Source organism: Thioalkalivibrio sp. ALJ16 (assembly GCF_000377345.1).
Classification (GTDB): domain Bacteria; phylum Pseudomonadota; class Gammaproteobacteria; order Ectothiorhodospirales; family Ectothiorhodospiraceae; genus Thioalkalivibrio.
Window position 1 is genome coordinate 1 of record NZ_KB898045.1, and the last position, 13,039, is coordinate 13,039.

At 67.3% G+C, this 13,039-nt stretch carries 12 protein-coding genes and 3 pseudogenes; 10 read left to right on the forward strand and 5 right to left on the reverse strand.

Annotation, left to right across the window (positions count from 1 at the left end; all coding sequences use genetic code 11):
* A pseudogene (locus D000_RS14200) lies at positions 1 to 110 on the forward strand (MBL fold metallo-hydrolase); the annotation flags it as partial.
* Positions 111 to 397: 287 nt separating this feature from the next.
* Positions 398 to 823, forward strand: a pseudogene (locus D000_RS13470) (MBL fold metallo-hydrolase); the annotation flags it as partial.
* Positions 824 to 841: 18 nt separating this feature from the next.
* Here the strand turns inward: D000_RS13470 and D000_RS0108745 are convergent.
* Entirely contained in the window at positions 842 to 1,891 is a 1,050-nt protein-coding gene (locus tag D000_RS0108745; RefSeq protein ID WP_026279872.1) for a lipid A deacylase LpxR family protein, read from the reverse strand.
* Between D000_RS0108745 and D000_RS0108750 the strand changes: the two genes are divergently transcribed.
* The 4 genes and pseudogenes from D000_RS0108750 to D000_RS14395 form a co-directional block, all read left to right on the forward strand.
* Positions 1,890 to 3,611, forward strand: a complete 1,722-nt coding sequence (locus D000_RS0108750) for a potassium/proton antiporter (protein WP_038047691.1) — start codon at positions 1,890 to 1,892, stop codon at positions 3,609 to 3,611. The genes D000_RS0108745 and D000_RS0108750 overlap by 2 nt on opposite strands.
* A gap of 366 nt (positions 3,612 to 3,977) precedes the next feature.
* The gene (locus D000_RS0108755; RefSeq protein ID WP_018873156.1) at positions 3,978 to 4,379 is read left to right on the forward strand and encodes a rhodanese-like domain-containing protein; all 402 of its coding nucleotides are present in this window, start codon (positions 3,978 to 3,980) and stop codon (positions 4,377 to 4,379) included.
* Between the two features lie 110 nt (positions 4,380 to 4,489).
* The gene (locus tag D000_RS14390) at positions 4,490 to 5,704 is read left to right on the forward strand and encodes a methyl-accepting chemotaxis protein (protein ID WP_018873157.1); all 1,215 of its coding nucleotides are present in this window, start codon (positions 4,490 to 4,492) and stop codon (positions 5,702 to 5,704) included.
* A 24-nt stretch (positions 5,705 to 5,728) separates the two neighbouring features.
* Positions 5,729 to 6,370 (forward strand): annotated as a pseudogene (locus D000_RS14395) (methyl-accepting chemotaxis protein); the annotation flags it as partial.
* Between the two features lie 72 nt (positions 6,371 to 6,442).
* Here the strand turns inward: D000_RS14395 and D000_RS0108770 are convergent.
* Positions 6,443 to 8,494: a UvrD-helicase domain-containing protein gene (locus D000_RS0108770; RefSeq protein ID WP_018873159.1), complete on the reverse strand. Its 2,052-nt coding sequence runs from the start codon at positions 8,492 to 8,494 to the stop codon at positions 6,443 to 6,445.
* Between the two features lie 86 nt (positions 8,495 to 8,580).
* Here D000_RS0108770 and D000_RS0108775 point away from each other — a divergent pair, with 86 nt between their 5' ends.
* The 3 genes from D000_RS0108775 to D000_RS0108785 are packed head-to-tail and all read left to right on the forward strand — an operon-like array spanning position 8,581 to position 10,120.
* On the forward strand, positions 8,581 to 8,964 hold the full coding sequence (locus tag D000_RS0108775; RefSeq protein ID WP_018873160.1) for a thioredoxin family protein: 384 nt from the start codon (positions 8,581 to 8,583) through the stop codon (positions 8,962 to 8,964).
* Positions 8,961 to 9,539, forward strand: a complete 579-nt coding sequence (ampD, locus tag D000_RS0108780; RefSeq protein ID WP_018873161.1) for a 1,6-anhydro-N-acetylmuramyl-L-alanine amidase AmpD — start codon at positions 8,961 to 8,963, stop codon at positions 9,537 to 9,539. The genes D000_RS0108775 and ampD overlap by 4 nt, the downstream gene beginning before the upstream one ends.
* Positions 9,536 to 10,120, forward strand: a complete 585-nt coding sequence (locus D000_RS0108785; protein WP_018873162.1) for a histidine phosphatase family protein — start codon at positions 9,536 to 9,538, stop codon at positions 10,118 to 10,120. Before ampD ends, D000_RS0108785 begins: the two co-directional genes overlap by 4 nt.
* Before the next feature lie 13 nt (positions 10,121 to 10,133).
* Here the strand turns inward: D000_RS0108785 and D000_RS0108790 are convergent, their stop codons facing one another.
* Positions 10,134 to 10,451, reverse strand: a complete 318-nt coding sequence (locus D000_RS0108790) for a DUF2322 family protein (RefSeq protein ID WP_018873163.1) — start codon at positions 10,449 to 10,451, stop codon at positions 10,134 to 10,136.
* A gap of 162 nt (positions 10,452 to 10,613) precedes the next feature.
* Here D000_RS0108790 and D000_RS0108795 point away from each other — a divergent pair, with 162 nt between their 5' ends.
* Entirely contained in the window at positions 10,614 to 11,375 is a 762-nt protein-coding gene (locus tag D000_RS0108795) for an inositol monophosphatase family protein (protein ID WP_018873164.1), read from the forward strand.
* A gap of 254 nt (positions 11,376 to 11,629) precedes the next feature.
* On the opposite strand, the gene D000_RS0108800 is transcribed toward D000_RS0108795, so the two are convergent.
* Positions 11,630 to 11,962, reverse strand: a complete 333-nt coding sequence (locus D000_RS0108800; RefSeq protein WP_018873165.1) for a helix-turn-helix domain-containing protein — start codon at positions 11,960 to 11,962, stop codon at positions 11,630 to 11,632.
* The gene (dusB, locus tag D000_RS0108805) at positions 11,959 to 12,951 is read right to left on the reverse strand and encodes a tRNA dihydrouridine synthase DusB (RefSeq protein ID WP_018873166.1); all 993 of its coding nucleotides are present in this window, start codon (positions 12,949 to 12,951) and stop codon (positions 11,959 to 11,961) included. The genes D000_RS0108800 and dusB overlap by 4 nt, the downstream gene beginning before the upstream one ends.
* Positions 12,952 to 13,039 lie beyond the last annotated feature (88 nt).

The window sequence follows — 13,039 nt, forward strand, 5'->3', positions numbered from 1 at the left end:
AGGGCTGGGTCGAGAACTTCCGCGAGATGACCGAGGGGGCGACCGGTGACTCCGTGCTGCGCCTGCCGGATACGTCCGTGGACGAGCGCGTTACCCGTGACCTGGGCGGGCTAGGGAGACGCTGATTTAATCGCACGTCCGCGTTGGTGCCCCCTGTTTTCCGAGACAAGGCGCGTCGTGCAGCGGGTAGTGGTTCTACCCGCAAGCGGCGCAACGCAGGATCGGGGAACAGGGGGCACCAACCCCACAAGCCATTGAAAGCAGGGGCTCGGCCGCTTTTGCGCGCGCACTGCGTTGCGGTTCCCTTGTGCAGAATGACTGCACGGCAGTCACCGCGCCTTGTTCGCACGCAAAAGCGACTCGAGCGCGGACGTGCGATTAAATCAGCGTCTCCCTAGAGGTCGTGATCATCCCGTCCGCGGGCGCCCATTCGCCGGGTGACCTGAGTGTATGGCTGCCACGGCAGCGCGTCCTGCTGGCCGGGGACGTGGTCTACAGCGATCGCGCACCCTCGGTGTGGGATGGCGATGTCGCGCGGTGGATCGATCTTCTGGACGAGCTGATCGCGTTGCGACCAACCGTGGTGGTTCCCGGTCACGGCCGGATCGAGGATGCCGCCACCCTGGAGCGGCTGCAGCGCTATCTGGTCACGCTGTGGGATGCCATCGAGGAGGGCGTGGAACAGGGACTGGCTGACTTCGAGACCGTGCCCCTGGTGCGCGAGCGGATGGGCGACCTGGTCGAGGCCTATCCGGGGTTCGAGGACAAGATCGACCGTTCGGTGGCGACCACGTACCCGGATGTCGAGGCGGCGGTGTTCTGAAGCCGCCCGCGGGCGCGGTCAGAACTGCCAGGTGGCATGCAGCGAGCCGAACTCGGCCGCGCCCTTGGCCTGGCCGCTGAACTCGCGCGAGCGCCACACGTGGGTGTAGCCGACCCGCACGCCGCCCACATGAAAGACCGCGCCGGCGGTGAGCTCGCCGACCAGCGGGTGCTTGTCCACCGAGGGGCCGTCGCGGAACAGCGGGCCGTCGAGAAACAGGTCGTAGGCCATCAGGCGGGTGTCGACCCCGGCGAAGAAATAGCCGCCAACCCTGCTGGTCGGTTCGAAGGTATGCGAGCCGGACAGGGCAGGGTTGACCCGTGTCGGGCCGTAGTCGCGCGGGAGGTTGCGCCCGGCCCGCATGATCGCCCCGGCGTTGGCGAAGGTGAACGGGCTGCCGACGGTCGTGCCCCAGTGCGGGGTCAGATCCCAGCCCCAACCGCTCGCGGCATGCCGCGTGTAGCCCCGTAGCTGGCGCTCGTAGCCCACCATCAGGGTCGGTTCGTTGCCAATCTGGTCGTCCCAGCCCTGGGGTTGCGGCGCGCTGGACCAGCTGTGGACCTCTTTCTGGGTGCGATCCGCCAGGGAGGCCGGCCCCACGGTGCCGAGGGTGACCTGCAGTCGGTCCAGGCGGTCGCCGTGCTCCTCGGCCAGGCTGAAGTTCAGGTACAGCCAGCCCGCGTAGGGGCGGTCGTCCGGGTCCGCGGGCGAGCGCTCGATGTCCTCCGGTGTGTACATGTTCTGGCCCAGGTGGATGGCGGATTTCAGCCTTCCACGCTCCTCGCGCTCCACAAAATAGGGCAGGAAGTCGGCCACGCTTCGCAGCCACGAGGGGACCTTTTCCCCGCTGCGGGTCCAGCCGATGCGAACGCCGTTGGTGTAGTAGCGGTCCTCGCCGGCAAACAGGTCGTTCTCGAACTCGAAGTGCAGGGCATCCACGCCGGTTTCCGCACCGGCGGTCGGGCCTGCAGCCGCCAAACCAAGGGCCGCCGCGGCCAGCCACGCCCGCATCCTGCGGTTGGATGACCGTCCTCGAGGGGCAATGGTGTTCCGGTATGATTGGTGCATGGACCTCTCCAACCAGATCATCTTCCTGGCCGCGATCGTGTTGCTGGGGAGCATCCTGTCGAGCGTGATCACCTCGCGGCTGGGGGTGCCCCTGCTGCTGGTGTTCCTCGTGATCGGGATGCTGCTGGGCCCGGAAGGCCCGGGCGGTCTGGTCTTCGAGAATATCACCCTTGCGTATCTGGTCGGCTCGGCCGCCCTGGCGATCATCCTGTTCGACGGCGGGATGCGCACACCGGCCCGCAATTTCCGGATCGGGCTGAAGCCGGCGCTGGGGCTGGCTACCGTCGGAGTGCTCGTGACCTCCGGCCTGACCGGGCTGTTCGCCGTGTGGTGGCTGGGGCTGTCTTGGCTGGAAGGCCTGCTGCTGGGGGCGATCGTGGGCTCCACCGATGCCGCCGCCGTGTTCTCCCTGCTGCGCTCGCGCGGGCTGGAGCTGAAAAGCCGCGTCGGCGCCACGCTGGAGATCGAGTCCGGCTCCAACGATCCGATGGCGATCTTCCTGACCATCGTCCTGATCGAACTGCTGCTGATGCCCGAGCGTGATTTCGGCCTGGTGGTGCTGATCGAATTTGTGCAGCAGATGGGCCTGGGCGCGGTGCTTGGGGTCGGGGGAGGTCTGGCGCTGCTGGCGCTGATCAACCGGGTGCCGATGGCGGCGGGACTGTACCCCCTGTTCGCGATGGCGGGGGCGCTGGCGATCTTCGGCCTGACCGGGCTGGTCGGGGGCTCCGGCTTCCTCGCGGTGTACCTGGCCGGCCTGCTGCTGGGCAACCGCCCGCTGGAGGCCTCGCAGAACATCAAGCGCTTCCACGATGGCATCGCGTCGCTGGCACAGATCGGCATGTTCCTGATGCTGGGCATGATCGTGACCCCCTCGGACCTGCCGCCGGTGGCGCTGGATGCCGGCCTGGTCGCGGCCGTTCTGATCCTGCTTGCGCGGCCACTGGCCGTCTGGATCTGCCTGTACCCCTTCCACTTTCCCTGGCGCGAACAGCTGTTCATCGCCTGGGTCGGGCTGCGCGGTGCGGTCCCCATCATCCTGGCGCTGTTCCCGCTCCTGGCCGGGCTGGAGCTGGCGGAATATTTCTTCCACGTGGTGTTCTTCGTGGTGCTGATTTCGCTGCTGGTACAGGGCTGGACCGTCGCCCCGTCGGCGCGCTGGCTGGGCCTGGAGCTGCCGCCGACGACCGCCCGGGTCCAGCGCACCGAACTGGATATCCCCGGCCAGCAGGAGATGGAGCTGGTGGGCTATCGCCTGGCCGAGACCACACCGGTGGTGCGCGAGGCATGGTCGAACTTTCGCCTGCCGGGGACCGCGCGCGTCGTGGCCCACCTGCGCGACGGCAGGCTGCTGGAGACCCTGGAGATGCTGGATCTGCATGCCGGCGACCACCTCTACATCATGGTCGCGCCGGCTGACCTGCACGATCTGGATCGCCTGTTCGTGCCGCAGGACGAGGTGCCGGAGCGCCTGACCGAACGCAGCGTGTTCGGGGAATTCGCGCTCAACGGCGGGGCGCAGTTGGGCGCGGTCGGCATGGCCTACGGTGCCCCGGTCCCGCCGGAGCGCCAGGGCGAGACCCTGGAGGCCTACCTGCGCCGCGAACTCCAGGCCGAACCGGTGGTGGGGGATGCCGTCGACCTCGGGCCGATGCGCCTGGTCATCCGGGAAATGGACGGCCCCCGCATCACCCGCGTGGGCCTGAAACTCCTGAGGTAAGGCGTCCTGACCGGCGCGCCCGGCGGGGCACTTCACCGTGCCGGAGCGCGAGCCGCCACCGCCCCCTGACGAGCCGTTTGATCGTTGCCGCCTGGCGGCCCCTGAGGGTCGGGCGTACTGCGCCGTTCTGGGGCGTTAGGGTGCACGAAGTTGGTGCCCGGTACTGGTGAACCCCTTCATAAAGCGAATCGTTGTGTAAAAAAAACCGACAACAAAAATCTTGCCAGGTGGCGAATACTCTGGTTATCTGTAAGTGCAAAGCGTGATTTTTATCACGTTGTGCGCGCATCCCGTTTCCATCAGGAGTTGTAACCATGACTGTATTTCGCCCGCTTTTCAGCTTTTCCGCTTTTCCGTTTTGCCGTTGTGCTGGCCTTTCTGTTTCCGCTAGCCCTGCTAGCTGACTACGCCTCGCCCGAGCGCGTCGACGGCACGACCTACGCCGGACCGCAGGAGGCCCGCGCCCTGTTCGATCAGCGTGTGCCGTTTGTGGATGTCCGTGTGGCGTCCGACTACGAGGCCGGCCGGATCCCCGGCGCGATCAATCTGGTGGTCCATCGCGACCAGGCGGATAGCGATTTCACCGAGGCGTCGCTGCTGGAGTTCATCGGCTCCAAGGACGCCAAGGTCGTGCTCTACTGCAACAGCACCCCTTGCTGGCGTACCTCCGTGGCCGCCGAGCGCGCGGTGGAGTGGGGTTTCACCAACGTCCATTACTACCGTCTGGGCTTCCCCTCCTGGCAGGACGCCGGCTACCCGGTCGAGTGATCTCAAGTAATCCCCGGAAAAGCCGCTAAAAGACCTGTCGGGTGCTGATCCCTTCATCACCGCCCGACAGGCCTGCCAGATCGAAAAAAACAATATCGCGCGGGGGAAACATGTCTCTGAAGCTTCGTCTGACCTTGCTGGCCCTGGGGGCTCTGCTGCTGGCATCGATTGTCCTGATCGGGCTGGCGCGGGTTGCCCAGGACGTTTCGGAGACACGGTTCGAGGACCTGATGCTCGCCAGCAAGGCGCAGCTCTGGGACCGAATCATCGCCACCGAGATGGAGCGCATGGAGGCAGGCGTGCAGAGCATGACCCGCAACCGTGGCGCCATCGCCGCGCTCTACGAAGGCGACCGCCAGGCGCTGCAGGACGAAGCTCGCCCGACCTTCAACCGGCTGAGTTCCTCCGGGACCCTCACCGGCATGCAGGTGGTCGATGGCGACGCCCGCATCCTGTTTTCCACCACCGGCGACTTTTCCGGAAGGACCACCAAGCCACTGGTGAGGGCCGTGCTCGAGGAGCGCAACGTGATGCGCGGGGTACAGCGCGACGAGGACGGGACCCTGGTCTCGACCCTGGTGTTCCCGATGTATGACCGCGGTCAGGTCGTCGGCGCCACTGTGTTCATGCGCCACATGGATGCCCCGCTGGCAGAGATGGCGGCCGCGGATGGCTCCCTCAATCTGCTGCTCGACGGTCGTGGCAACGTGGAACACCGTTCCTACGACCCGGAAGAAAATCGGTTGCTCGACCGTATCGAGCTGGACCTGCCCGCACTGGGTGAGCAGCGCGTGGCTCGCGCCTTGGGCGATGAGCGTGCCTATTCGGTCGTGACCCACCCGGTGCGTGCGCCAGATGGCGAGGCCCTCGCGCATTTCGTCAGCGTGAGCGACTTTACCGAGAGTTTCGGCCGCCAGGCCGTCATCAACCGTATTGCCGTCGCCAGTTCGGTCATCGTGCTGCTGGCCCTCGCTATCCTGATCTACTGGTACACCCAGCGTTCGTTTGCGCCATTGCTGCGTGCGGTCAGCGCAGCCGATGCCATTGCTCAGGGCGACCTCAGCCAGGAACTGGCGGACACGACTCGCAATGACGAAACCGGGCGTCTGTCCCATGCAATGCAGGCCATGCTCACGCAGCTGCGGTCGATGATCGAGGCGATCAACGATGCGACGCGTCAGGTGGCCTCCGCGGCGGAGCAGGTTTCCGCGACCACCCAGCAGACCGACTCGGGTATGCGCCGGCAGCACCAGGAGATCGAACAGATCGCCACCGCGATGAACGAGATGACGCAGACCACCCGTGAAGTGGCCAGTAGTGCCTAGGGCGCGGCGGCTTCGGCGGACAGCGCGAAGAAGGATATCGATGCAGGTCAGTCGGCGCTGCAGAAGACCGTGCAGTCCATCCGTTCGCTCGAGACCTCCGTGGGCGAGACCTCCGAATCGGTGCAGGCCCTGCAGGCGGATGTCGAGAACATCACGGTGGTGCTTGATGTCATCAAGGGTGTGGCGGAACAGACCAATCTGCTGGCGCTGAACGCGGCGATCGAGGCGGCGCGGGCCGGCGAGCAGGGACGTGGTTTTGCGGTGGTGGCCGACGAAGTGCGGACACTGGCGAGCCGCACCCAGCACTCCACCGAAGAGATCCAGGAAATCATCACCAAGCTGCAGGACCGCGCAGGGCAGTCGTCGAAATCGATGGCGGTCGGTATGGAACGGGTATCGACCACGGTCGCGGACGCTCGGGGGGCCGAAGAGGCCTTCTCCGGCATCAAGGCATCGGTGGACCAGATCACCGACGTCAATCACCAGATCGCCGGCGCCGCCGAAGAGCAGAGTGCGACCGCCTCGCATATCGACGAGGGTGTGACGAATATTCGCGATGTGGCCGAGGAGACCTCGCGCGCGTCGGAAAACACGACTGCGGCCACCGAGGAACTGGCGCGGCTGGCGGCCCAGCTGCAGGAGCTGACCGCGCGCTTCCGTCTGTAGTCGGTGCGCCGTCCTCCATCGTCCGCAGCTGATCCGTCCTCAACACGGAAGGCTCCCGGGCCCGCTGGTCCGCTATTTTTCCAGCATGGCCTTGAGGCCGGCCAGGTGGGCCTGGGCGGTGAGCTTCTGGGTCTCGGGGTCCGGCGGCCGGGCGTCCGGCCATTCGAGGTGTTCCTCGGGTAGCTCGTCCAGGAAGCGCGAGGGTTCGCATTCGATGCTCTCGCCGTACCGGCTGCGTTGCTGGGCGTAGGTGATCAGCAGGGTCTGTCGGGCGCGGGTCAGGCCGACATAGGCCAGGCGGCGCTCCTCCTCGATGGAATCGTCCTCCACGCTGACCCGGTGCGGTAGCAGCTCCTCCTCGAAGCCGACCAGGCAGACATGCGGAAACTCCAGGCCCTTGGCGGTGTGCAGGGTCAGGAGCTGCACCGACTCGCCGCCGTCCTGGGCATCGCGGTTGCGGTCGAGGATGTCCATCAGGCTGATGCGGTTGACGATATCGGCCAGGTCCATGGTCTGCTCGTCGTCCGCCTGGTCATCGCCGTATTCGGCGGTGGTGTTGCCGCCGCCCATGCGCCCGACCCAGTCGATGAACTCGCGCACGTTCTCCATGCGCCGGGTCGCGGCCCGCGGGTTGGGGCTGTTCTCCAGCAGCCAGGACTCGTAGTCGATGTCCTCGACCAGGGCACGCAGCAGGGCGTCCGGGGCCTCCTCCGCGCCGCGGCGCTGGAAGCCGTCGACCCAGTCGGTAAAGCGCTCCAGGCGTGCCTGTGCGCGGGCGTCCATGTACTCGGACAGGCCGACCCCGCGCGCGGCCTGCAGCAGCGAGGTGCCGCGCTGGTTGGCGTAGTGCCCCAGCTTCTCCAGCGTCGCCGGGCCGATCTCGCGCCGCGGCACGTTGACCACGCGCAGAAAGGCGGTGTTGTCGTCCGGGTTGGCGAGCAGGCGCAGGTAGGCGACCAGGTCCTTGATCTCGGCCTTCTCGAAGAACGACTGCCCGCCGCTCAGCCGATAGGGGATGCCCTGCTCGCGCAGGAGCTTCTCGAACAGCCTGGACTGGTGGTTGCTGCGGTAGAGGATCGCGAAGTCGCCCCAGCCCGCGTTCAGGCGGAAGCGCCGGCGCATCAGCTCGGAGACCACGCGCGCGGCCTCGGTGTCGGCGTCGGAGCAGCCGATGACCTCGATCTTCTCGCCCTCGCCGAGCGCGCTCCACAGGCGTTTCTCGAACACATGCGGGTTGTTGGCGATCAGCGCGTTCGCGGTGTGCAGGATGCGGTTAGTGGAGCGGTAGTTCTGCTCCAGCTTGATCACCTCCAGGCGCGGGAAGTCCTGCTGCAGGCGCGCGAGGTTTTCCGGGCGGGCGCCGCGCCAGGCGTAGATCGACTGGTCGTCATCGCCGACCACCGTCAGGCCGTCACTGACGCCGACCAGCAGGCGCACCAGCTGGTACTGCGCGGAGTTGGTGTCCTGGTATTCGTCCACCAGCAGGTGGCGGATGCGGTCCTGCCAGCGGTTGCGTAGCTCGGCGTCCGTGCGCAGGCAGTCCACCGGGCGCTTGATCAGGTCGTCGAAGTCCACCGCGTTGTAGGCGCGCAGGGCGTCCTCGTAACGCGGGTAGAGGTTGGCCGCGGCGATCGCCTCAGGGGTGTCGCTCATCTGGCTGGCCTCGTGCAGAGCCTCCTCCGGCGTCATCAGGTCGTTCTTCCAGCGGCTGATGTGGCCAATCAGGGCATCGACCTCGGAGCCGGTATCGTCGCGGTAGGTGATCTCGCGCAGCAGCGAGCGGCAGTCGCCCGGGTCGAGGATGGAGAAGCCCGCGCGCAGCCCGGCCGCAGCCAGTTCGCGGCGCAGGAAGTTCAGCCCGAAGGTGTGGAAGGTGGAGACGCCGAGCCCGCGTGCCTGGTCCTTCGACAGGCGTCCCTGGACGCGCTCGCGCATCTCGCGCGCGGCCTTGTTGGTAAAGGTGATCGCGACAATCCGGCGCGCGTCCAGCCCGCGTTGCTCGATCAGATGCGCGATCTTCTCGGTGATCACCCGGGTCTTGCCCGAACCGGCCCCGGCCAGTACCAGCAGGGGGCGGTCCGTGGTGGTCACGGCGGCCTGTTGTTGCGGGTTGAGTTCGGACACCGGGGCGGTCGATTCCTTCGCAGCGGGGCGCGTAAACTAACCCACGCAACCCGATTCATAAAGACTGCAGCGGTGAGGGTAATCCATTGACCAATGTACCGCCGGCCGCAGCGGCGGCTGCGCAACGGGTCCAGCTCCCGCGCCTGACCCAGTTCGATTTTCACCAGCGCCTGATGGATGTCCCCGGGGCGGCGGTGATCCTGTTTACGCGTCAGGGCTGCGGTGCCTGCAAGGTGATGGGGCGGGTCCTGGCCGATTGGCGGAACGAGGCAGACGCACCCGCCCTGTTCGTGGTGGATGCCGAGACCGATACCGCCCTGGTACGGGAGTTCGAGGTGTTTCATCTGCCGGCGCTGTTCGTCTTTCGCGCCGGCGACTATCACGGCCGTCTGGAGGCCCCGCCGCGCGTGCCGCTGCTGCGCGAGGCCCTGACCACCGTACTCGCGCGGCCGCCGGAGGAGGCGCCGTGACCGCCCGGCCCGCCGCCACGGCCCCCGCGCAGCGGGACTGGTACCCGCCAGCGCGGCGGGTCGAGAGCCCGAACCAGGACGCCCGCCCGCCCGGTCAGGAGCCGGAGCTGATCGTGGTGCACGCGATCAGTCTGCCGCCGGGCGAGTTCGGGGGCCCCCACATCAGCGAGCTGTTCCGCAACCGCCTCGACCCCGCGGCACATCCATATTTTGCCGAGGTCGCGGCGCTGCGGGTATCGGCCCACGTGCTGATCGACCGCGAGGGTGATCTGGTCCAGTACGTGCCGTTTTCCCGCCGCGCCTGGCATGCCGGGGTGTCGTGCTGGGATGGGCGGGAACGCTGCAACGACTTTTCGATTGGCATTGAACTGGAAGGGACGGATGATCACCCCTTCACCCCGGCGCAGTACGCGGCGCTGGCGGCTCTGATCCAGTGGCTGCGGTCGCATTTCCCGGGGATCGGCCCGCAGGCCCTGGCGGGGCACAGTGACATCGCTCCCGGTCGCAAGACCGATCCGGGCCCGTACTTCGACTGGCAAACGCTGGCGGACCACCTGCGGGAGGCCGGCGCGTGATTGTCGATCTCCTGCGCCACGGCGAGCCGGAGGGTGGTCAGCGCTACCGCGGCCATGGCTGCGATGATCCGCTGAGCGCGCGCGGCTGGGGCCAGATGGAGCGCGCGGTTCGCGGCGAGTCCGAATGGCAGTTCGTGGTCAGCTCGCCGCTGCGGCGCTGCCGCACCTTCGCCGAGCACTACGCGTCCACCCAGGACCTGCCGCTGATCCTGGAGCCGGACCTGCGCGAGATCGGTTTTGGCGACTGGGAGGGCCGCACCCGGGTCGAGCTGCAGCGGGACCGACCGGAGGAATACCGCGCCTTCTATGCCGACCCGGTACACGCGCGCCCGGCCGGGGCGGAGCCGCTGGCGGCCTTTCGCCGCCGGGTCGAGGCCGGTTTCGATGCGGCTTTGCGGCCGCTGCAGTCGGAACGGGTGCTGATGGTGGTGCACGCGGGGGTTATACGGGCGCTGGTCGGCTGGGTGCTGGGCGTGCCGGACGATCGCCTTTACCAGCTCGAGTGCGAGTACGCCAGCCGCACCCGCCTGCATCGGCATCCGACCCGCGGCTGGCGGCTGCTTTACGCCAACCGGGTCTGAGCCGGTCCAGCCCCTAGCCGGCCTGCGTGTCGCGCCGCGGAACCGCCTTCACCGACAGGTAGTAGTCGTTGTTCAGCACCTCGATCAGACGATCGATGTTGGGGTGCTTGCCGGGGTTGGCGCGGGCGTCATCGGCATGGCTGCCGTACATCAGCAGCCCCGAGTTGGCCGCCTTCGGTCCGATGCCGCCGTAGTCCAGGGCCAGCTGGTAATAGATCTGCAGCGACAGGATCTGGCCGTCCCGATTCTCGATGGTGGCCGTGGGGTTGTAGTCCTCCCCAAACAATTCCAGGCGTTCGATCTTGCTGACGTCGGGCAGCTTCTTGGACATGTCGGGCTCCTCGAAAGAATCGCGGCATTATCGGGGCACGGCCGCGGCACGACAACCAACCCGCGCGGGCGGGAGGGACGAGGCCGGGGCGGCCTGGCGTGAGGCCCGTGGTAGGATAGCGGCTTTTGTCGAGGGGACACGAACATGTCGCAAAGTGCGTTCATGGAGGCGGCCCAGGCCGCCGCCGATGCCGCCGAGAAGGTGATCCGCCACTACTACGAGGCGGGTGTCGACGTCGAAACCAAGCCCGACGATACCCCGGTAACCCGGGCCGACGTGGAGAGCGAACAGGCGATCCGCCAGGTGATTCGCGAGCGCTTCCCGGATCATGGCTTCTATGGCGAGGAGACCGGCCAGTCGGACATGGACTCGGACTACGTCTGGCTGATCGACCCGATCGACGGCACCAAGAGCTTCGTGCGCCGCTATCCGTTCTTCTCCACCCAGATCGCGCTGATGTACAAGGGCGAGCTGATCCTGGGGCTGTCCAACGGCATCCAGTTCGGCGAGCGGGCCTGGGCGGAAAAGGACCAGGGTGCGTTCCTGAATGGCGACCCGATCTCGGTCGAAAAGACAACGGATCTGGCGCGCGCCTCCCTGTCTACCGGCAACCTGAAGACCCTGGCGCAGCATGCCGAGGGCTGGAGGGCGCTGGGCGGGATCATGGCCGAGGTCAACCGCACGCGCGGCTATGGCGACTTCTACCACTACCACCTGCTGGCGCGCGGCAGCATCGACCTGATCATCGAATCGGACGTGAACATCCTCGATATTGCGGCGCTGGCCGTGATCGTGCGCGAGGCGGGCGGGACCTTCACCAACCTGTCCGGTGGCGAGCTGGATCTGGAGACCACCAGTGTCCTGGCGGCGGCCACGCCCGATCTGCACCGGACGGCCCTGAACCGCCTCGCCTGGAAGGGCTAGCCGGGGACTGATTGAACCACTGAGGACACAGGGGGCGTAGAGAAGGGCGGTCTACAGGAAGACGGGAAGACTGGAAGGGGAAAGCTGTGAGTGGTTGCAGGCTGGCTGGTGATGCCGCGCATTTCGGGGCCATCATTGGCCGGGCCCTGCATCAGTAACCTGTTGGTTTTTCCAGCTGGCCGTAAATGGCATCCGTGTCGGCAACCGAAGTCATTCTTCCGGCCTTCCTGGCTTCCTGTGACCAGAACCGAACGTCAGGTCGCGGCGCCGTTCCCGTTTCCGTTGGGTTCCACCAGCCCGTGGGCGCGCAGCTTTTTGCGCAGGGTGGCGCGGTTGAGCCCGAGCAGGGCGGCGGCGCGGCTCTGGTTGCCGCCGCAGCGCTCCAGAACGCTGGCCAGCAGCGGGCGCTCCACCTCGTTCATCACCAGCGCGTAGAGGTCATGGCTGCTCTGGCCGTCGAGGGTCTGGAAGTACTGGTCCAGGGCGCGGCGCACGGAATCGGCCAGCACACAGTCCGACGCCAGCGGGCCGACCTGCGTGGTCGCGCCTGCATCCGTTTCCCGTTGCAGTGGCAGGTTCGTGCTCATGCAGCCTCGCTTGCGATTCCCGTCAGGTTGGCGCGGAGGCGCCGCAGCTGTTCGCTGGCCGTAGGGGCGGCGAGAAGTTCAGCCCGTGCCGCCCGGGTGCGGGCCTCGTCGAGACCCAGCCCAAGAAGATACCAGCCCAGATGCTTGCGCGCGATACGCACGCCCTGCGGCTCCCCGTACTGGGCGTGCAGCCCGCGGATGTGTTCCTCGATCAGGGCCAGTCGGGCGGCCGGATCCGGCGCAGGTGGAACCGGTTCTCCGGCAAGGGCGGCGCGGATCTGTCCCGGCAGCCAGGGCTGGCCCTGGGCTGCACGGCCGATCATCACCCCGGCGGCGCCGGTGGTCTCGAGTACCCGCCGGGCCTGCTCGGGGGAGGTGATATCGCCATTGGCCAGCACGGGGATCGAGACCGCGCGTACTACGCGCGCGATGGCCGCATAGTCGGCCTGGCCGCGGTAGCCATCGGCGCGGGTGCGGCCGTGCACGGTGAGCATCGCGATGCCGCAGTCCTGTGCGATCGCCGCGATGGTCTCGGCGTTGATGCGCTCGCGATCCAGACCCAGGCGCATCTTCAGCGTTACGGGGACGTCCACCGTGGCGGTGAGTGCCTGCAGCAGATCGCGGACCCGTTCCGGTTCGCCGAGCAGCGCGGACCCGGCCGCCTTGCTGCAGACCTTCTTCGCCGGACAGCCCAGGTTCAGGTCGATCACGTCGGCGCCGCGAAGCACGTTCTCCTGCGCCGCGGCCGCCAGCGCGTCGGGCTCGTTGCCGAGCAGTTGCACGATGCGCGGCCGCGGTTCCTGGCGGTGGTCGAGCCGGTGCCGGCTCTTGTCGCTGGACCACAGCCGGGTGTCGGAGGTCACCATTTCCGAGACCGCCGCACTCGCCCCCAGACGCCGCGCCAGCAGCCGGAACGGGCGGTCGCTGACGCCGGCCATCGGGGCCAGAAATACGGCGGGATCCGGAAAATGGTGGGCGCCAAGCTGCATCGGACACGGAACGGAGGAACGGGGAAGGCCCGCGAGTCTAGCAGGTCGGGGCTCGGGGTGCCGGGATCGGTAGGGTTCGGCTCTCCGT

Coding starts and splice junctions, on each gene's coding strand:
- D000_RS0108750 (WP_038047691.1), top strand. CDS start 1,890: ATGGACCTCTCCAACCAGATCATCTTCCTGGCCGCGATCGTGTTGCTG.
- D000_RS0108745 (WP_026279872.1), bottom strand. CDS start 1,891: ATGCACCAATCATACCGGAACACCATTGCCCCTCGAGGACGGTCATCC.
- D000_RS14390 (WP_018873157.1), top strand. CDS start 4,490: ATGTCTCTGAAGCTTCGTCTGACCTTGCTGGCCCTGGGGGCTCTGCTG.
- D000_RS0108790 (WP_018873163.1), bottom strand. CDS start 10,451: ATGTCCAAGAAGCTGCCCGACGTCAGCAAGATCGAACGCCTGGAATTG.
- D000_RS0108795 (WP_018873164.1), top strand. CDS start 10,614: ATGGAGGCGGCCCAGGCCGCCGCCGATGCCGCCGAGAAGGTGATCCGC.
- D000_RS0108800 (WP_018873165.1), bottom strand. CDS start 11,962: ATGAGCACGAACCTGCCACTGCAACGGGAAACGGATGCAGGCGCGACC.
- dusB (WP_018873166.1), bottom strand. CDS start 12,951: ATGCAGCTTGGCGCCCACCATTTTCCGGATCCCGCCGTATTTCTGGCC.